We start from the raw sequence: 18,289 nt of genomic DNA, 5'->3' as shown, positions 1-18,289 counted from the left end.
GCCGCCCCCATCCGCGTGCCGCACTCATCCGCGTGCCGCTCCCATCCGCGCGTTGCCGACCGGGGAGACATCCTGAGCCTGTTCATCGCCGTCTTCCCCAACGAGGACGCCCGTCTTGACCTGAAAAGACAGCTCCCAGCCCACAGCCGCCCCACCCGCCCGGAGAAGTGGCACATCACGCTGGCTTTCCTGAACGCGGTACCCGACGACCGCGCCGAGGACGTCGCCCGCGCACTATCCGACGTACCGCCGCCCGGCCCGATCACCCTCCACCTGACCGGCGGCGGACGTTTCGGCACAGTCCTCTGGGCCGGCCTGGCCGGCGACGTCGACGCGCTCGCCGCCTTCCGCCAAGACCTCCGCTCAGCCTTGATCGACGCCGGCTTCCCCATCGACGAACGACCGTTCCGGCCACATCTGACGGTCTCGTACCGCTTCGATCACGCCATCCACCGCGCACTGCACGACTACGCAGGACCATCGTGGCCGGTAACCGAGTTCTCCCTGGTACGAAGCGCAGACAGCGAATACCACCGCCTCCACACCTGGCCGGCCCGCCCCGCCGATTAGACGCTCAGCCCCTCGACAGGCCAAACGAACGCACACATTGGCGTTACGTGCGCGCCAACCAACGCCAGAGGACGCCCAAATGCACACGCTCGCCTTGCGTGTGCTCCCACAACCCAAAATCGGAGCTAACTGCACACGTTGACGTCTCCGTGCGCCGCAAGGAACGGGCAACTGCACCCGTTGACGTCTCCGTGTGCAGCCACAACCTCACGAGACGCCGCAACGGTCAACCGCCATCAACAAGGCGCGACGGTCAGCCAGCGATCAAGGAGACGTGTCCGTCGATGATCAGCGGGACTCCGGGCGCCGCAGCGTCAGCCCGGCCGCCTCCAGCTGACCCTCCACCCGCACCCGCTCGATCTCCCGATCCATCCCGTCGAGCGGCTGAAGATGCTCAGTCACCCCGAGCTGCCGGCAAGCCAGCTGAAGCCGAACGTCATAGGCCCGCATGACCGCCGCCAGCCACACCGTCGACGATCGGGTCAGCCCACTCCGGCGCTGAGAGTCAAGCCGCCACAAGTCGTACGCAATCTGCTCGATGGTGGGATCGTCCAGCGCCGCCAACCGAGCGTCGACGTCAAGCACCCTCAATGTGCTGTCCAGAGCGTGCATCTCCCGGCGCCCGCCCCGGGTCAGCATGCGACGCATGGTGCGCACGTCGGGGCCGAGGATGACCGCCACGGCGCACGGCAACACAAGCAACGCTGAGAACGCCGCCGAGAGCACAGCAATGTGCGCGATCGCCACGATTCGACGCTAAGCCCTCAGAGTTCGAGCCGGAATACCCGTTTGGTGGAGGTGCTCTGCCAAGCTTCACCAGCCCAGACGCTGATCTTGCCCCGCGGGCGGATCCAAAACGCGGAAGCAAACGCGAACCCAAACGCGGAAGCAGACGCGAAGCAAGACGGGAAAGCAGGCAAGACGGAACCAGAGCGCCTCAAACCCGCGTCAACGGCCCAGCACCCACGCCAGCACCCGCACGAGCATCAACCGACTCCGCCGTACCCCTGCCTAAAAGATCATCATCAGAGAGCCCCTCAGACGGCTCAACCCCCCGAACCCGCGGCCGAACCCGAACCTCGATCCGCTCATCACTGACCCGCAACTGCCACACCAGCGCACCCACAGCAGCCAGAAAACTCACCACCCCGGCCGCCCAGATACTCGACGGCACCCCGTAATGCTCGCCCCACCATCCCGCCAGGGTCGCCCCGATCGGCGTGCTACCGAGGAACACCAGCACGTACAGCGCCATCACGCGCCCCCGGAACTCCGGATCAACCCCCATCTGCACACGGTGATTGGCACCCTGCGCCAGATAGATCGAGAAGAACCCGGTGGGCACCAGCAACACCGCCGCCACGACGAAGTTGGGCGCGAACCCGACCGAGATCTCGAACAGCCCGAACAGCAGCGCCGCCCCGATCACCTTGTAGATGCTCGGCCGGGTCCGCCGCCGGGTCCCGGCCAGCGCTCCGCCGAGTGACCCGATCGCCAGGGCCGTCGTGAGCAGGCCGAACGATGACGGCCCCGCGTTGAAGTTGATTTTCGCGAGGGCCGCCAGGGTCACCGGGAAGTTGAAGCCGATCATGCCGATCACGGCCATCAGGCAGATCGGCAGCAGCAGGTCGTGCCGCTTACCGACGTAGCGCAGCCCGTCGATCACCCGCGTGCCGGCCCCGCTCTTACGCTCGGTGCGGTGCAGGTCAGCGGGCCGCATCCGGATGTAGGTGAAGACCGGCGCCACCGCCAGTACGGTCGAGATCAGAAACACTCCCGGCGTCGACAGCAGGGCCAGGAGCAGGCCGGCCACCGCCGGGCCGCTGATCCGGGCCACGTTGAAGGTCGCCGCGGAGAGGGCGAGCGCGTTCGGCAGCAGCCGCATCTCGACCAGCTCGGAGACGAACGACTGCCGCACCGGTGTCTCGACGGCGTTCGCGATGCCGAGCAGGAGCGCGAACACGAACACGTGCCAGAGCACGACCACACCGACGGTGATCAGCACCGCGAAGGCGATGGCGAAGACGGCGAAGGCGGCATTCGCCGCGATCAGCAACTTGCGCTTGTCGTACCGGTCGGCCAGGCGGCCACTCGGGAGGGTGAGGAGCATGACGGGTACGAATTGAAGCGCCGTGACCATCCCGAGAGCACCCGGGGAGTTGTCGGAGAGTTCCAGCACCAGCCAGTCCTGGGCCGTGAACATCATCCACACGCCGATCAGCTTCACCAGTTGCCCGCCGGCGAAGAGGCGGTAGTTCGGAACCTGCAGGGATCGGAATGTGGTGTTCAAGGCTGCCCGCACGTGGGTGCGCCCCCTCGGGTTCGGTCGTACGCGTCATCGTCGTGTGACGAAGCGGAACGACCTGTCGAAACGGGCGCCGGGACGAACCGGCCGCCGGTACGAAACCCGGCTCAGCCCCGGGCGACGCGCTGCAGGATCTCCGCAGCCCGCCCCAGGGTTTCCCGTTCCTCGGGGGTCAGCTGTTCCAGTTGCTTGGCCAGCCACTCGTTACGTGCCCGCTCGTACTGCGCATACACCGTGCGCCCCTCGTCGGTGGCGGCCAGGATGACCTGACGCCCGTCGGTGGGGTGCGGCGTACGCGCCACCAGTCCACGCTCCTCCAGCTTCCCGACGATCTTTGTCATCGTCGGGGGCTGAACCCGTTCCACGTCGGCGAGCTCACGAGGAGTCAGAGCACCGGCCAGTTGGAGGCTGGTCAGGGCGGAGAGCTGACTGAACGTGAGGTCGCCGATCGGACGGGCCTGTCGGACTCGGCGGCCGAGTCTGGTGATCGCATCCCGCAGCGTCTTGGCCAGCGGTTCCGCCGCCGTACGCTCCGTCGTCATCACCCGCTCCATCACAGTACTTAGCCTAGCTAATGAGCATGGCTAACGACATCCGATAACCCGTATGACCACCGTCACCGGCACGGTAACGCACCCCGGCGACGGCGGTCATCAGGCGTTAAACCCGATAGGTCAGAGGATCCAGGCCTCCAGGGGACCACGGGCGAAGTAGAGGACGAACAGGGCGGCGATGCCGTACATCAGCGGGTGGATCTCTCGGGCCCGTCCGGTGGCGACCTTCAGCACCACGTACGTGATGATCCCGGCCCCGATGCCGTTGGAGATCGAGTAGGTGAAGGGCATCAGCGTGACGGTCAGGAACGCCGGCACCGCGATCGTGTAGTCCGACCAGTCGATCTGACGGACCGTGGTGATCATCAGGAAGCCGACCACCACGAGCGCGGTCGAGGCCGCCTCGAACGGCACCACCTTGACCAGCGGGGCGAGGAACATCGCCAGCAGGAACAGCACACCGGTGACCAGGTTGGCCACACCGGTCCGGGCACCCTCGCCGACACCCGAGGCGCTTTCCACGTACGACGTGTTGCTGGACACGCTCGCCGCACCACCGGCGGCCGCGGCGATCGAGTCGACGAGCAGGATCTCCTTCGTACGCGGGGGCATGCCCTCGGCATCGAGCAGCTCACCCTCCTGGCCGACCGCGACCATCGTGCCCATGGTGTCGAAGAAGTCCGTCACCAGCAGCGTGAAGATGAACATCAGCACGACCAGCACGCCGGCCCGCGACCACGAGTCGAGCACGTTGAACTCGCCGATCAGCGACAGATCGGGGGTGTCGATGATCTTGTCCGGCAGCGTCGGCACGTTCAGCGACCAGCCGTGCGGGTTGGTGATGGCCGGGCCGAGCTGCGCGATCGCCTCGACGATGATCGCGAGCACCGTGGTGCCCAGGATGCCGATCAGGATCGCGCCCTTGACCTTGCGGACGAACAGCACGAGCGTGAAGAGCAGGCCGATCGCGAAGACGAGCGTCGGCCAGGTCATCAGCTTGCCGCCCAGCCCCAGCTCGACCGGGACGGTGGTGTTGGCGGCGTCCGGAATCCGGTGCACGAACCCGGCGTCGACCAGACCGATGATCATCAGGAAGAGGCCGATGCCCACGCCGATAGCGGTCTTGAGCTGTGTCGGCACCGCCTTGAACACGGCCGTGCGCAGGCCGGTCAGCACCAGGATGGCGATCAGCACACCCTCGATGACGACCAGGCCCATCGCGTCGGCCCAGGTCATCTCCGGTGCGATCTCGTACGCGACGAGCGCGTTCACACCGAGCCCGGCGGCCAGTGCCAGCGGGAAGCGGCCGACCACGCCCATCAGGATCGTCATCAGGCCGGCGACCAGGGCGGTACCGGCGGCCAGCGCGGCGATCGGGAGCTTGGCGCCGGTCGCGTCGGCGCCACCCGCCAGGATCAGCGGGTTGAGCACGACGATGTAGGCCATTGTGAAGAACGTGACGAAACCACCGCGGATCTCACGACTGATCGTGGAACCGCGCTTGGTTATCTCGAAGTACCTGTCGAAACCGTTGGTGGCGGGTGACTCTGTATCTATGGACATGTGACCTTCCGGGGTGACACATCAGCAGTTGCGCGCATGTTTTCAGATGTGACTGCCCCGGTAAAAGCCAAGTGATGTTACAACTCTCACGCGCTGCACCGATGCGGTGCGTAATGGCCTTACCCTGGCGGAGTGAGTGACCTGTCTCCCGCCACGCGCACCGGCGATCCGTTGCCGGCTCTCACCGTGGTGACCGGGACGAAACCACGGCCCGCACCGCTGGACCCGCCGATGATCCCGTTCGCGCTCGCGGGCGTCGCAGCGTTCGCGATCGCCCTGCTGGTCACGTGGCTGACCGGGGCACCCAAGGAGTGGGTCGAGGTCTGTCTGGCCGGCCTGCTCTGGGGCATACCGGGCACGCTGACGATGGCCCTGCACGACCGGAACCGCAAACGCCGCCGGGCGCTCACGCACCCGGAGTTCCGCGTCATCGAATAGCTCCGAAGGCGGAACTCGGACCTGGATCCGAAGGCGGAACTCGAACCGGGAACGCTCAGCTGTGCCCGTAATCCTCGGCCGGCTCGCCCGACTCCACCGAGCCGTGCCCACGGCTGACCGCCACGGACTCCACCTCACTGTCGTCGTACACCGTCGGCAGTTCGTCGACCGGCACCTCGACCGCGGTGAGCAGGGCCTCCGAGTGCGCTCCGCACCCGTGGTCGGCGCTGACCGCGCGGCCGTCATCCGGCGCGTAGAGGTTGCCGCAGACGCCGAACATCTGCCGCAGGGTGCCGGCGAGCGGCAGGTAGAAGCCGCAGGCGCCGCAACGGGCGTTGCGCGGCGCGGCGGCCGAGATCGCCGCCTCCGGGCCGGACTCCCCGTCATACCACCGCTGGGCGGTCTCGATCCGCCCCTCGCGGGACATCACCCGCGAGCGGCCCAGGCCGATCTCCCAGGAGACCTCCTCGACCGCGGCGTCGTCGCTGAGCACATAGCCCGGGGTGAGCCGGTCGTCGTCGGGCGCGGTCGGCATGAGATCGCCGACGCCGAGGTCGCCGGGCTGCACCCGCTCGTTCCACGGCACCCAGCCGGGGGCGAGCAGCGCGTCGGGGCCGGGCAGCAGCACCGCCTCGCAGATCGTGACGTGCCGGCTGCGCGGGACCCGGGTCACCGTCACCGCCCAGCGCCAGCCCCGATATCCGTCGAGGTGGCTCTCGAAGAAGTGAGTCACGACACGATCGCCCTCGGCGATCACTTCCAGGTGCTCACCGACGTCGCTCGGGTCCACTTCGGTGATGGCACCCCGAGCCACCCCGACGGCATCGGCACAGACCTGGTCGAGTCGGGCAGCGCGGGCAGCGGTCCTGGTGGTCACTCGCCCATTGTTGCCTACCGAACCCGAAAGCCCGCAACGAGTCCCCAGATAGCCGGGCGCGGAACAGGGCAAGGGTCGCCCGCATCAGTCAGGATGGTTCCCATGCCGCTGCTTCCCACGCTCGGACGCACCGTCGGCACCGGCGTCAAGGCGGTGCGGCTTCTGGTGCGCGGTTCCCTGCGCGGAAGCGCCTGGGCGACACGCCGGGTCGGGTCGGCACGCGCCCGCGGCGCCGCCAACGAGGTCGGCATGATCCGCCTCTTCGACCTGCACGCGATCTCCTGCGCCGGCGACGCGCTCATCGCGATCGGGCTCGCCGGGACCATCTTCAGCGTCCCGCTCGGCGAGGCCCGCAGCAAGGTCGCGCTCTACCTGCTCATCACGATGGTGCCGTTCGCGCTCCTGGCGCCGGTCGTCGGCCCACTGCTCGACCACTTCCGGCACGGCCGGCGCTACGCCCTGGCCTCCACCATGCTGGGCCGGGCCTTCCTCGCCTACGTCATGTCCGACAACCTGCTCGGCTGGGGGCTCTATCCGGCGGCGTTCGGTGTGCTCGCCTTCTCCCGTGCCTACGGGGTGGCACGCTCGGCGGCCGTGCCCCGCCTGCTGCCCGAGGGTGTCGGACTGTCCCAGGTGGGCGCCCGAGCCAGCGTGTACGGCACTTTCGCCGGTGCCCTGGTGGCTCCGATCGGCCTGCTCGCCTTCAAGTTCGGGCCACAGTGGTCGCTGCGTGTCGCCACCGTCATCTTCATGCTCGGCGTCGTGGTGGCGCTGCGACTGCCGCCCCGCGCCGACTCCGACCCGCCCGAGGCCATGCCCCGCCCTTGGCGAGCTGTCCTGCGCATCGGCCGCGGCACCGACCGCCCACTCTCCGGCAAGCTCGTGGTCGCCACGCTGATCGGCAGCTCGAGCCTGCGGCTGCTCTACGGGTTCCTGCTGCTCTTCCTGACCTTCGCGATCATGGGCGGCAACCTGGACACCACGGTCTTCGGCATGGAGCTCAGCCGTGGCGCCGCCGTCGGCGTGGTCGGCGCCGCACTAGCCCTCGGCACGTTCCTCTCCACCGCCGCCGGGACCGGCCTGACCATCCGCCGCCCTCTCGCGCTCCAGTCCAGCGGCCTGGTGGTCGCCGCCGGCGTCGCCGTCCTCACCACGATCTTCTACAACCTCGTAACGGTCACACTGCTGGCACTGCTCACCGCCACCTTCAGCGGGCTCGCGAAGCTGGCGGTCGACGCCAGCATCCAGGAACGCGTACCGGAACAGCAGCGCGCCACCGCGTTCGCCCACTCCGAGACGTTCCTCATGCTGGCCTGGGTGGCCGGCGGCGGCATGGGCCTCATCCCCCTCACCGGCCAGCTGGGCATAGGCCTGGCCGCCCTGCTCGCGGTACTTGCCGCGGCCCGCGCCGCCTGGGCTGCCGCCCGCCTGCACAACGAACGCCTGGCAGGCCGCCCCGACGCGACGATCAACACCGACGATCCAGATTCAGGTGTACGGGCACCCGACTCCCCACCAACCCCCCAGCCAGAGCGCCGCCCCACCCCACCCTCCGAACTGCCCGCCGACCCCTGGCCCGACGCCCCGACCGTTTTCGGCCAGCCCCCCACTTCCCCCGCCCCCGGCACCTCAGCGCCCGGCACCTCAGCGCCCGGCACCCCCGGCTCCCGCGCCGGCACGCCCGCCTCCGCTGCCGGCACTCCTGGCCAGCGCCGCACCTCAGCCGGCGGCAAACCACGGGTGAACGCCGAGGAAGAGGCCCGGCGCCGCCGCCAGGGTGCGCTGCGGCATAAGGACGAGCCCGGCACCCCGGCACGCCCCCGCAGCGGAGACCAGGGCGCCACCGACCCGACGCTGATCGAGCCCCCGGCAGAACGCAAGTGGTGGCAGGGCAGGCGCAAAGAAAAGCCCTCCACGGCACCCGGGCCACCCACCGAGCCACCTACCGAACGGCTGACCAGCCAGCACCAACCTCGGACAGCCGGCCAACCCGAGCCTCCGACGGCCGGCCAGGAGCAACCTCCGGTGGCGCCGCCGGGATTCCACGTCTACCGGCCGTCCAGCGCCGGATCCAGCACCCGCAACGGTGATGCCGCCGACGATGAGGACTCGTGAGCCCGTACCCCATCCTGGTCGTGACCGCAGTGCCCGCCGAAGCCGAAGCCCTCCGCAGCGAGATCGACCCGAACCTGATCGTCGTCGAGGCCGTAGGCGTCGGCCCAGCCGCAGCCGCCGCCGGAACCGCACGCCTGCTCGCCACCCGCACCTACCGCGCCGTTCTCAGCGCGGGCATAGCCGGCGGCTTCCCCGGCCGTGCCGAGATCGGCAGCACCGTGCTCGCCACCCGCAGCATCGCCGCCGACCTGGGCGCCGAGACCCCCGACGGCTTCCTGCCCGTCGAAGAACTCGGCTTCGGCAACAGCCGCCTGGACACCGACCCCACCCTGCTGGCCGCCTTACGCACCGCTCTGCCCAGCGCGATCCCCGGCGAAATCCTGACCCTCAGCACGGTGACCGGAACAGCCACCACCGCCGACCAGCTCGCAGCCCGCTTCCCCTCCGCCGTAGCCGAGGCGATGGAGGGCTACGGCGTAGCCAGCGCCGCCGCCGGCGCCCGCATCCCCTTCGCCGAACTACGCACCATCTCCAACCCGATCGGCCCCCGCGACCGAGCCGCCTGGCGCCTCCCCGAAGCCTTCACCGCCCTCCGCGCCGCCGCCCCCGCCCTATCCACCCTCCCCTAGCCCTCCCGCCGCCCTCACCCCAGCTGGCCCTCAGCGGTGCCTCCGCCCGAAAAACCACCCCTCACGCCCAGCCCGTCCACCCAGCTGGCACTCAGCGGTGCTCCCGGCGCTCGAAAACGACGCTCACGCCCAGCCGGCGCACACATTGACGTTGCGTGCGCGTCCACCCACGCCAGGGGCCCACCAGCGCACACGCAACCCCAACGTGTGCATCTACTCCGGTGCAATCAACGCCCTGCCGAACCAGCCGCCCCGAAAACCACCCCTCACGCCCAGCCGGCACTCAGCCCCGCCGGAACAGCAGCCACCAACGAGCTGATCTCGTTTACCACCAGGGTGTTGCTGTACTCGATCGCGCCCGGCATGCTGCGTGACAGCCGTCACTGAAATCGAATCGAGGGCTCGATGAGCGATATGAGCGCCGCCGCCCGGGCCCGGCTGATCGGTGCCGGCTACGCGGCTCAGGGCCTCGGCTACGCCGCTCTGGTGACCGCTCTTCCCGCCTTCAAGGACCGCCAGCACATCGACGACACTTTCGTCTCCGCGATTCTGCTGCTCGTCTGCGTGGCCGCCGCCGCGGGTTCGGTGCTCGCCGACCGGATCGCCGCCCGCTGGGGCAGCCGTTACGCCCTCGCCTCAGGCCTGCTGGTCATCGGCGCCGGGCTCGCGGGCGCCACCGTCGCCACCCCGAACGTGCTCTTCACGGCCATCCTGCTCACCTACGGCGTAGGCCTTGGCGCCGTCGACGCCTCCCTCAGCATGCAGGGTGTCCTGGTCCAGGCACGCCTCGGCCGCAGCATCATGAGCCGCCTGTTCGCGGCCTACACCGCCGCCGCCATCGCCGCCGCCCTCCTGATGTCCGCAGTGGCGAAGATCGGTGCCAGCGCCGCGCTCGCGTTGGCCATAGCCGCCGTTTTCGCCGTACTGATCGGCCTCATCGGCTGGCGCGCCTTCGAACCCGGCCGCACCCTGCGAGCGTCCGCCGTACACGCCGAGGGCGGCCGCAACGTCCGCCCCATCGTGATCGTCTGCGGCATGCTCATCTTCACCGCGTTCCTGGTCGACTCCGCGGTGAGCGCCTGGAGCTCGGTCTACCTCCAGGACTCCCTGGCCGCCACCGCCTCGGTAGCCCCTCTCGGCTACGCCGCCTATCAGGCAACAGTCCTGGTCAGCCGCCTGGTCGCCGACCACGTCATCCCACGCACCGGCCGCTCCATGATCGCCCTCGGCTCCCTGGTGATCTGCGGCGTCGGCTGCGCGCTCGTCGCCGTCCTGCCCGCAATCGGCGCCGCCATCGCCGGCTTCGCCGTCGCGGGCATCGGCGTCGGCGTACTGGTCCCGCTAGCCTTCAGCGCCGCCGGCGAGGCAGCAGCAGAGAGCAGCGACGAGGTGATCGCCAAGGTCAACCTCTTCAACTACGGGGGCGCCTTGCTCGGCGCGGTACTCCTCGGCGCCCTCTCCGAGCCCGTAGGCCTCCAGATCGCCTTCTTCATCCCCGTGGTGGCGGTGATCGCCACCCTCCCCCTGGCACGCCGCCTGCGCACGCTTGGCGTTCCAGCGCCGGTTTAACCCTTTCAACCCCTTTATCGTACGAGACACGAATAGTCCCCGAGCTACACCGCGACCACCTGCCACTCCAGCCTGTGCAGCGCCCGCCGGGCGGAGATCGGTGGTCCCTCTTCAAGCAAAGATAAGCTGGTCGTGTGCCCAGGCTGGTGGACCACGACCTGAGAAGAGCCGGGCTGCTCGCGGCCGCGTGGCGGGTGGTCCGGGCTCGCGGCGTCGAGGGGACCACGACCCGGGCGATCGCGGACGAGGCGGGGTGTTCGCTGAGCGTCCTGGCGCACTTCCTCGGCGGGAAGGACGACATTCTGGTCGCCGCGCAGAAGGCGGTCTACGACCGGATCGTCGAGCGGGCCTTCCGGATCGGCGGTGACCTGGACGGGCTGGCCGGGCTTCGGGCCGCACTCGATGCCGTACTCCCGCTGGATGAGGAACGCGCCGCCGACGCCCACGTCAACGTCGCGTTCGCGGGGGCGGCCCTGTCGCATCCCCGCCTGGCCGAGTCACGCCGCCGGTCGCATCAGGAGATCCGCCTCCACCTGCGGAACTGCCTTCGCGAGGCACGTGAGCTCAACGAACTGCGCCCCGGCGTCGACGACGAGGCGGTGATCGACGACTTCATCATCCTGGTCGAAGGCAGCACCCTGCTCAGCCTGGTGGACGGCTGGGCCGAGGAGGGACGCGCCGAACGCCTGTCCCGCCTCGCCACCCAGTTCGTCGAGCAACTGAGGAAGACCCGCTGAGAGAACCCGGCGGAGAGAGCCAGCTCAGAGAGCCCAGCTGAGAGGTGATCCCGCTGAGGACCGATCACCCTCGGTGCTGAGCCGCGATCAGGTCGCGATACCAGTACCAGGAGTCCTTGCGGGTCCGGTCGAGGGTCTCCCGGTCCACGTACACCAGACCGAACCGCTCGTCGTACCCCGCTGCCCACTCGAAGTTGTCGAGCGCCGACCAGACGTAGTACCCGTCCACGCGTACCCCAGCCTCTATCGCGGCCGCGACCGCCCGCACGTGCCCGTCCAGATAGGAAATCCGGCGCGGGTCATGGACCCGGCCGTCGGGCCCGGGGCCGGCGTCGTGGAACGACGCACCGTTCTCCGTGATGATCACCGGCGGCAGGTTCGGATATCGGTCCCGCAGCGTCACGAGGATCTCGGTGAGCCCGGACGGCACGATCGCCCATCCGAAGTCGGTTCGTTCGTCGCTCTTGACGGGAACCGGCGAGAACGGCAGACCATCCGGAATGTCCACTTCGAGCACACCGGTGTAGTCCTTGCCCTCTTTGGGTGCCTCGATCATCGTCGGCTCGTAGTAGTTGACCCCGTAGAAGTCGAGCGGCGCGCCGATCAGTTCCAGATCCCGTTCCAGTTGGGCTTCCGGAACGCCGACACCCGCCTGGACCAGCTCGTTCGGATAGGTGCCGCGCAGGATCGGGTCGGAGAAGGTCCAGTTGGTGAGGTCGGTGAACAGCCCGGCCGCGAACTGGTCGGCCTCGTCGTCGCTCGCCGGCGTCACCGGGAAGTGCTGACCGGCCACCCCCACCGAAGCCGCACCGTGGGATCGCAGCACCTGCACGGCGAGCCCGTGCGCGAGCAGTTGGTGGTGTGCCGCGGGCAGCGCCTCGAGCCCGAGTCCCCTGGCCGGGGCGTGGTCGGTGAGCGCGTACCCGTAGAGGGTGTGCACGCTCATCTCGTTCATGGTGATCCAGTCCCGGACCCGGTCGCCGAGGCGCCGCACCAGGGTCCCGGCGTAATCGGCGAGCCGGTGGGCGGTGTCCCGGTTCATCCAGCCGCCGGCGTCCTCCAGGTCCTGCGGCAGGTCCCAGTGGTAGAGCGTCGGGACCGGGCGCACCCCTGCTTCCAGGATGGTGTCGACCAGCCGATCGTAGAAGCCGGTGCCGGCCAGCACCCGCGGCCAGGAGAACGAGAACCGGTAGTCGTGCACCCCGGCGTCCGCGATGTGACCGATGTCCTCCGCGTACCGGTGGTAGTGGTCGATCGCGACGCGGGCGTTCTCGCCGTGCCGGATCGCGCCGGGCCGGGCGGTGAAGGTGTCCCAGATGCTCGGGCCTTTACCGTCGGCGTCCGCCGCACCCTCGATCTGGTAGGCCGAGGTGGACATGCCGAACCGGAACCCCGGGGGAAACTGGGGATACACAGTGGATCCTTTCAGCGCAGTGCCCGCAGGCGGGGCAGGACGGCCAGCGCCACCAGCGCGAAAGCCGCGGTGACCAGATAGAGGCTTCGGTAACCGCCGAGCGCGGTGACGATCGGAGCGGCGAGCACCGGTGCGAGCAGCTGCGGCAGGGTTCCGGCGATGTTGGCGACGCCGAGCATGGTGGCGCGGGTCTCGGCGTCGGGCAGCACGTGCGTGAGCACGGCCATGTCGACAGCGATGTAGGCGCCCCAGCCGACCCCGACCAGCACGGAAGCGACCAGGACCACCGGTACGACGGGGAACAGGGCCATCAGCACCGTGCCGGCGGCGAGGATCACCGCGCCGGTGGCGACGAAGACCTTGCGGCGTTCCCAGCGGTCGGACAGCATCCCGCCGGCGAACCCGGCGACGCCCGCGAAGAGCACGTTCACCACGGTCAGGATCAGCACCCAGCCGGCGGCGTCGGACACGCCGACCCGGTCCGACAGGTAGTAGAAGAGGTAGACCAGGACCAGCGCGTTGGCCAGGTTGAGCAGGAAGCGGATCAGCCACGCCCAGGCGAACTGGGCACCCGGGCGCAGCAGCACGGCCCAGTTCACCGACTGCTTACCGGAGACCACCACGGGCGTTTCGCGATGCATGATCAGCAGCGCCGCGCCGAGTGCCGGTACGGCGATCGCCACCGCGATGTAGCCCGGCGCCCCCTGTCCGACGACGACCGCCACCGCGGTGCCGAGCACCACGCCGACGATCTGCGCGACACCGAAGAGCGCGCCGACCGTACCCCGTTGCCCTTCCGGCACCCGGTCCCCGATCAGCGCAGCAAGCGCCGCCAGCGGCCCGTTGAGTCCGACCTGGACCAGCACCCAGCCGGACACCATGATCGCCGTGGTGTCCGCCCCGGCCAGCACCAGCAGACCGGCGACACCGACCACGGTGCCGGCTACGAAGATCGGGAGCCGACGGGAGCCGATCCGGTCGGAGAGCGCACCCCACAGCGGGTTGGCGACCATCGACGCCGCCGCTCCCCACGCCGTGACAAGCGCGAGGAGCGTCTCCTTGCCGTCCTCACCGGCGAGCCGGGCCGCCTGCTCCGGTAGCAGGATCTGGATCGGCCCGAACCAGCCGGCCGCGACGCCGACCATGGCCAGCCCGTAGGCGACCATCCAGCGGCGCCGGACCGGCGCCGCTGGATCGTGGGTCACCAAACTCACGCGCGAGCCTTTTCCCACATCACTGTGTAGGACTCGGCACCGCTGAGCAGCTGCTTGCGGAGCAGCGTCCCGTCGGAGCCGGCCTGGTTGATCAGGTCGACGATCCAGTCGGCGTAGAGGCCGTACTGGGCAACACCGTCGGTGTTGAGGTCGAAGGTCCGCGAGCCGTAGACCTGCTTGGTGACGGTGGTGCCGTTGGTCGCCGTGAACGGGTAGGTGAGCGGGCGGGAACCGGCGTTCAGGCGGGGAGCCGCCTGCGGGCCGAGGCCGTTCACGTCCGTACCGACGCCGTACCCGGTGATCTTCGATCCGTTGGCGAGGCTCCGGTTGGTCCGCCACTCGTCGAGGAAGGTGCCGGTGTCCTGGCCGTCGTCGGTGGCGGAGAAGGCGTAGCTGGCGACGAACCCGCCAACGCCGAGGATCCGGTTCACCATGCTCGGGTCGGACCAGGTGTGCACCGAGGTGACACCCGGGTACTTCGCCTGCTCAGCGAGGTCGAGCACCGCGGAGGCGGTCTTCACGCTCATGTGGTCGAGGTGAATGATCATCCCGCGGTTCATCATCTGCTGGACCAGGTACTTGCCGATCGGGGTGAGCCCCCGGATGTTGCAGATCTTGCCGCTCGGGTAGACCGGCAGGATCGCACCGGCGGGCAGGCTGACGCCGAGCTGGAGCAGCTTGGCGAGGTCGTCGCTGACCAGCGGCTGCTCGTTGTCGGACGGGCCGGTGCAGCTGGTCGCCTGCCACCAGTGTCCGGTGGAGAGCAGGTTGCCGACGTTGATCGCGGCACCGGTGACACCCTCGTCGAAGCGGGTGCCGCCGAACGCGTTGTCGAACTTGTGCACCGGGTAGAAGCCGCTGACACCCATGCTCTCCAGCTCGTTGAGCCCGGCGTCGATGTTCGCCTGGGTGCACTGCGGCACGTCGTTGATCTCGCGGCATCCGAAGATCTCGGAGTTCTCCACGCCGATGGTGACGGCCAGCTTGCCCTGTGCGGCGATTTGGCGTACCTGGGACGGGGTCGTCGCCAGCCGGAACCAGCCCTTGCCGGGCCCTCCGCTGCGGGCGTCCACATAGTCCTGCATCTTCCGCAGATAGGTGGACTGCGCCCGGATCTGGTCCATCTCGTCGCAGGAGGTGTGCTCCAGCGTCAGACCGCAGATCACCCGGTTGGCCACCAGCAGCACGTTGAGCACCCGCTGCCCGGACTTCCAGGCACGCTCCAGGCTGCGGAAGTAGGAGGCCTCGTGCAGCATCGTGTCGTGCTGCGGCCAGTCGCCGAAGGTGGGCCAGCCGTCCTCCGCCGAGTTGATCGGGTCGGTGCCGGCGATGATGCCCTCGAGGAGCGCACCCCAGCCGAGCGTCGCGTGTGAGGCACAGCCCTTCAGCGCCACCGAGGCGCCGCCGGGTGCGTACGCGTCACCGCAGTGCAGCGACCCGCCGAACGCCTCAGCAGCGGTGATGTGCGCGTGAGCGTCGATCCAGCCGACCATCTTGCCGCTGGAGTCCACACCCGCGGCGGGTGTCCCGCTGACGCCGGTAGCGATGTCCGGGATCGCGGCACAGCCGGTCGCCGGAGCGAGTGCGACAGTCGAGTTGGCGTTCCCGGCACCGAGTCCACCGAGGTAGACACCCATCTGCTGCCCGGTGGCGGTGGACACGAAGCGGTAGCGACCGTCCGCGACGCTCACCGTCCAGTCAGCCCGGTCCCCGTACCCGTCGCCGGCCCAGACCCAGCCCAGCATGCTCTGGTAGGGCGGCTTGCCCGTCGAGTCGCGCAGCATGTAGCGGCCGAGCTGAGTGGCCTCGACCCGGAACGGTTCGGCGCTCGCCACCGCGCCGGTGAAGCCGTAGCCCACCGAGTCTCGCTTGGCATATCCGCGTGAAGTGGATCCGTCGAACACCTGGAGGCTCACGCATGCGCCCTCCAGGTCATTTGCGGGCGTCCAGCTCGCGGCCATGGCGGCGGGGGCAGGCAGCCCACCGACCAGGCCGAGCACCAGGACGCCCGCGGCGAGCGTACGAAGTCGCGCCACGGGACACCCCCTTTGATCGATCACTTGATCCAGCAAGAGGGAGTGTAAGAAGCGTCACAGAATAGATCCAGACACAAAGATGAATCTTTTTCCCAGACGCGACGCCGGGTGTGTGGAGCTAGACAGCCGGCCGGCCGAGCACTCACCGGCTCGCGCGGCTAGCGTGAAACCCGTGGCGCTATCCCTGGCAGTCTCCCCCTGCCCGAACGACACCTTCGTGTTCCACGCGCTGATCCACGGGCTGGTCCCGGGTGCGCCGCCGGTCGACCTGACCTTCGCGGACGTGGACGTGACCAACACCGCCGCCGAGAACGGCGCGTTCGACCTGGTGAAGGTGAGTTATGCGGCGCTGCCCTGGCTGCTCGGCGACTACGAGTTGCTGCCCTGCGGCGGCGCGCTCGGCCGTGGCTGCGGCCCGCTGGTGCTGACCCGGGGCCGCACCGACCTGACCGGCGCGACAGTGGCCGTGCCCGGCGACCGGACCACGGCCTACCTGCTCTTCCGGCTCTGGTCGGCGGAAAAGCCGCCGGCCCGGATCGAGGTCGTCCCGTTCCACCAGATCATGCCCGGCGTGGCCGACGGCAGGTACGACGCCGGCCTCGTCATCCACGAGGCCCGCTTCACCTACCCGCGGTACGGCCTGAACGCCCTCGTCGATCTCGGCGAGTGGTGGGAGCAGGACACCGGCCTGCCGATCCCGCTCGGCGCCATCCTGGCCAAGAAGGGCACCGTCGAGGTGGCCGAGGCCACCGAGTGGATCCGCGAGTCGCTGCGCCAGGGCTGGCTCGACCCCTCCGCCAGCCAGGAGTTCATCCTCGCCAACGCGCAGGAGATGGAGCCCGCGGTGGTCAAGCAGCACATCGAGCTCTACGTCAACGAGTTCACCCTCGACCTGGGCGAGAACGGACTCGCCGCCGCCGACGCCCTGCTCGGGCGCGCGGCGGCGGCGGGTCTCACACCTGCTGTGCCGTCATTCGGCAAGTCTTAGATCTCGAACTCCCTGGCCACCGCGTGGACGAGCTGCGCGATCTTCTGCGCGGTCTTCTTGTCCGGGTAGCGGCCGCGCTGGAGCGAGGGCTGCACCTGGCTCTCGAGCACCTTGATCATGTCCTCGATCATGCTGGCCAGCTCGTCCGCCGGGCGGCGGCGCAACTCGGCCAGGGACGGCGGAGCGTCCAGAAGCTTCACGCCCATCGCCTGGGCGCCCTTGCGGCTGTCCACGACGCCGAACTCGATCCGCTGACCCGTTTTCAGGTCGGTGGCGTCCGCCGGCAGCGCACTCTTGGGCAGGAAAACGTCTCCGCCCTCATCGCTGGTGACGAAACCGAACCCCTTCGTAGCGTCGTACCACTTCACTCGACCCGTGGGCACCGCTGACCTCAACTTCACTCAATGGACACAACCGCTCACGGCAAGGCTATCCATCTTCAAGGCCGGGACCCAACTGCAATCTCACCCAGCAGGGCCGGGAAACCGGTGAGATCAGGCAGGACGTACGTCGCGCCGGCATCACGAAGTTCCTGCTCGGAGCAGGGTCCGGTGGTCAGCCCGATACCCGGGACCCCGGCGGTACGCGCGGCGACCATGTCGGCGACGTGATCACCCACGTACCAGCGGACGCCGTGCTCGGTCAGCGCCGCCGCCTTACCCTCGGCGAACAGGTCGCCGGCCAGCTCGTCGGCGCGCATGCCCAGGTGGTCGAGGTGCAGAGCGGCCAGCCGGCCGAGTTTCGAGGTGACCACCACGACCCGCAGGCCCGCCGCACGGACCGCCTCCAGCGCCTCGACGGCGCCCGGGGTCGGCACGGTGGGCCCGATCGCGTATTCCGGATAGAGAGCCCGGTACGTGGTGACCGCTTCCTCGACGTCCTCGGCCGGGAACCAGTGGCTCAACTCGGTCCGCAGCGGCGGGCCCAGCCGGGACACCGCGAGATCGGCGTCGACGTGCACGCCGGTCCGGGCGGTGAGCTCCCGATAGGCCGCCCGAATCCCCGGCCGCGAGTCGATCAAGGTCATGTCCAGGTCGAAACCGACCGCAAAACTCACTGAGCCATCGTGTACTTGTACGTCAGGCTCTCGACCGGCAGCGGGAAGGTCTGGTCGTCACCGAACGGCGACGGGGCGGCGGGGCGGTCGGAGAGCAGCTCGGAGACCTCGGGGTAGCCCTTCACGGCGACCTGCTCCGTCTCCGGGGTGCGCTTCTTGGCCTGTGACGCCACGGTCAGTCCTCCTCGCGATCGGAGTCCGGCCACGCCCGGACCCACAACAT

18 protein-coding genes are annotated in these 18,289 nt (G+C 69.1%); 7 read left to right on the top strand and 11 right to left on the bottom strand.

All coding sequences use genetic code 11. The features are described 5' to 3' along the window. The first annotated feature begins 15 nt into the window (after positions 1–15). Positions 16–570 carry an RNA 2',3'-cyclic phosphodiesterase gene (gene thpR, locus ACFQV6_RS12725; protein ID WP_378027619.1) on the top strand — a complete coding sequence of 185 codons (555 nt, stop codon included), beginning with the start codon at positions 16–18 and terminating at the stop codon, positions 568–570. 288 nt (positions 571–858) lie between these two features. Here the strand turns inward: thpR and ACFQV6_RS12720 are convergent, their stop codons facing one another. The 4 genes from ACFQV6_RS12720 to ACFQV6_RS12705 all read right to left on the bottom strand — a co-directional run bounded on the left by ACFQV6_RS12720 (position 859) and on the right by ACFQV6_RS12705 (position 4,992). Continuing rightward, positions 859–1,317: a hypothetical protein gene (locus ACFQV6_RS12720; protein WP_378027618.1), complete on the bottom strand. Its 459-nt coding sequence runs from the start codon at positions 1,315–1,317 to the stop codon at positions 859–861. 190 nt (positions 1,318–1,507) lie between these two features. After that, positions 1,508–2,860: an MFS transporter gene (locus ACFQV6_RS12715; protein ID WP_378027617.1), complete on the bottom strand. Its 1,353-nt coding sequence runs from the start codon at positions 2,858–2,860 to the stop codon at positions 1,508–1,510. Between the two features lie 122 nt (positions 2,861–2,982). After that, a complete protein-coding gene (locus ACFQV6_RS12710; protein WP_378027616.1) occupies positions 2,983–3,417 on the bottom strand; it encodes a MarR family winged helix-turn-helix transcriptional regulator in 435 nt (144 codons plus the stop codon). 132 nt (positions 3,418–3,549) lie between these two features. Beyond that, positions 3,550–4,992, bottom strand: coding sequence for an NCS2 family permease (locus ACFQV6_RS12705; protein ID WP_378027615.1), 1,443 nt, complete (start codon positions 4,990–4,992; stop codon positions 3,550–3,552). Between the two features lie 132 nt (positions 4,993–5,124). On the opposite strand from ACFQV6_RS12705, the gene ACFQV6_RS12700 reads away from it, so the two are divergent. After that, entirely contained in the window at positions 5,125–5,430 is a 306-nt protein-coding gene (locus tag ACFQV6_RS12700) for a DUF2530 domain-containing protein (protein ID WP_378027614.1), read from the top strand. 55 nt (positions 5,431–5,485) lie between these two features. Here ACFQV6_RS12700 and ACFQV6_RS12695 read toward each other — a convergent pair whose 3' ends face one another. After that, entirely contained in the window at positions 5,486–6,355 is an 870-nt protein-coding gene (locus tag ACFQV6_RS12695; RefSeq protein WP_378027704.1) for a DUF3027 domain-containing protein, read from the bottom strand. Positions 6,356–6,409: 54 nt separating this feature from the next. On the opposite strand from ACFQV6_RS12695, the gene ACFQV6_RS12690 reads away from it, so the two are divergent. The 4 genes from ACFQV6_RS12690 (at position 6,410) to ACFQV6_RS12675 (ending at position 11,357) form a co-directional block, all read left to right on the top strand. Next, complete coding sequence (locus ACFQV6_RS12690; RefSeq protein ID WP_378027613.1) at positions 6,410–8,422, top strand: MFS transporter; 2,013 nt, start codon at positions 6,410–6,412, stop codon at positions 8,420–8,422. Continuing rightward, on the top strand, positions 8,419–9,051 hold the full coding sequence (locus ACFQV6_RS12685) for a futalosine hydrolase (RefSeq protein ID WP_378027612.1): 633 nt from the start codon (positions 8,419–8,421) through the stop codon (positions 9,049–9,051). The genes ACFQV6_RS12690 and ACFQV6_RS12685 overlap by 4 nt, the downstream gene beginning before the upstream one ends. Positions 9,052–9,456: 405 nt before the next feature. Then, positions 9,457–10,620, top strand: a complete 1,164-nt coding sequence (locus ACFQV6_RS12680; RefSeq protein WP_378027611.1) for an MFS transporter — start codon at positions 9,457–9,459, stop codon at positions 10,618–10,620. A gap of 134 nt (positions 10,621–10,754) precedes the next feature. After that, positions 10,755–11,357: a TetR/AcrR family transcriptional regulator gene (locus ACFQV6_RS12675; protein ID WP_378027610.1), complete on the top strand. Its 603-nt coding sequence runs from the start codon at positions 10,755–10,757 to the stop codon at positions 11,355–11,357. 64 nt (positions 11,358–11,421) lie between these two features. Here ACFQV6_RS12675 and ACFQV6_RS12670 read toward each other — a convergent pair whose 3' ends face one another. The 3 genes from ACFQV6_RS12670 to ACFQV6_RS12660 are packed head-to-tail and all read right to left on the bottom strand — an operon-like array spanning position 11,422 to position 16,021. Continuing rightward, positions 11,422–12,771 (bottom strand): GH1 family beta-glucosidase, encoded by a 1,350-nt coding sequence (locus tag ACFQV6_RS12670; RefSeq protein WP_378027609.1) that lies wholly within the window; start codon positions 12,769–12,771, stop codon positions 11,422–11,424. Positions 12,772–12,782: 11 nt separating this feature from the next. After that, positions 12,783–13,985 (bottom strand): MFS transporter, encoded by a 1,203-nt coding sequence (locus tag ACFQV6_RS12665; protein WP_378027608.1) that lies wholly within the window; start codon positions 13,983–13,985, stop codon positions 12,783–12,785. Further along, positions 13,982–16,021, bottom strand: a complete 2,040-nt coding sequence (locus ACFQV6_RS12660; protein ID WP_378027607.1) for a hypothetical protein — start codon at positions 16,019–16,021, stop codon at positions 13,982–13,984. The genes ACFQV6_RS12665 and ACFQV6_RS12660 overlap by 4 nt, the downstream gene beginning before the upstream one ends. A gap of 172 nt (positions 16,022–16,193) precedes the next feature. Between ACFQV6_RS12660 and ACFQV6_RS12655 the strand changes: the two genes are divergently transcribed. Continuing rightward, the gene (locus ACFQV6_RS12655) at positions 16,194–17,009 is read left to right on the top strand and encodes a 1,4-dihydroxy-6-naphthoate synthase (protein ID WP_378027606.1); all 816 of its coding nucleotides are present in this window, start codon (positions 16,194–16,196) and stop codon (positions 17,007–17,009) included. On the opposite strand, the gene ACFQV6_RS12650 is transcribed toward ACFQV6_RS12655, so the two are convergent. Genes ACFQV6_RS12650 through ACFQV6_RS12640 form a run of 3 tightly spaced genes read right to left on the bottom strand, consistent with a single transcriptional unit; the run spans position 17,006 to position 18,239 of the window. Beyond that, a complete protein-coding gene (locus ACFQV6_RS12650) occupies positions 17,006–17,392 on the bottom strand; it encodes a cold-shock protein (RefSeq protein WP_378027605.1) in 387 nt (128 codons plus the stop codon). The genes ACFQV6_RS12655 and ACFQV6_RS12650 overlap by 4 nt on opposite strands. 56 nt (positions 17,393–17,448) lie before the next feature. After that, positions 17,449–18,066, bottom strand: coding sequence for an HAD family hydrolase (locus tag ACFQV6_RS12645; RefSeq protein WP_378027604.1), 618 nt, complete (start codon positions 18,064–18,066; stop codon positions 17,449–17,451). Next, a complete protein-coding gene (locus ACFQV6_RS12640; protein WP_378027603.1) occupies positions 18,063–18,239 on the bottom strand; it encodes a hypothetical protein in 177 nt (58 codons plus the stop codon). Before ACFQV6_RS12640 ends, ACFQV6_RS12645 begins: the two co-directional genes overlap by 4 nt. Between the last annotated feature and the right edge of the window lie 50 nt (positions 18,240–18,289).

The organism is Actinoplanes sp. GCM10030250, from assembly GCF_042666575.1.
GTDB lineage: Bacteria > Actinomycetota > Actinomycetes > Mycobacteriales > Micromonosporaceae > Actinoplanes.
This window is presented reverse-complemented; position numbering and strand designations above follow the sequence as displayed.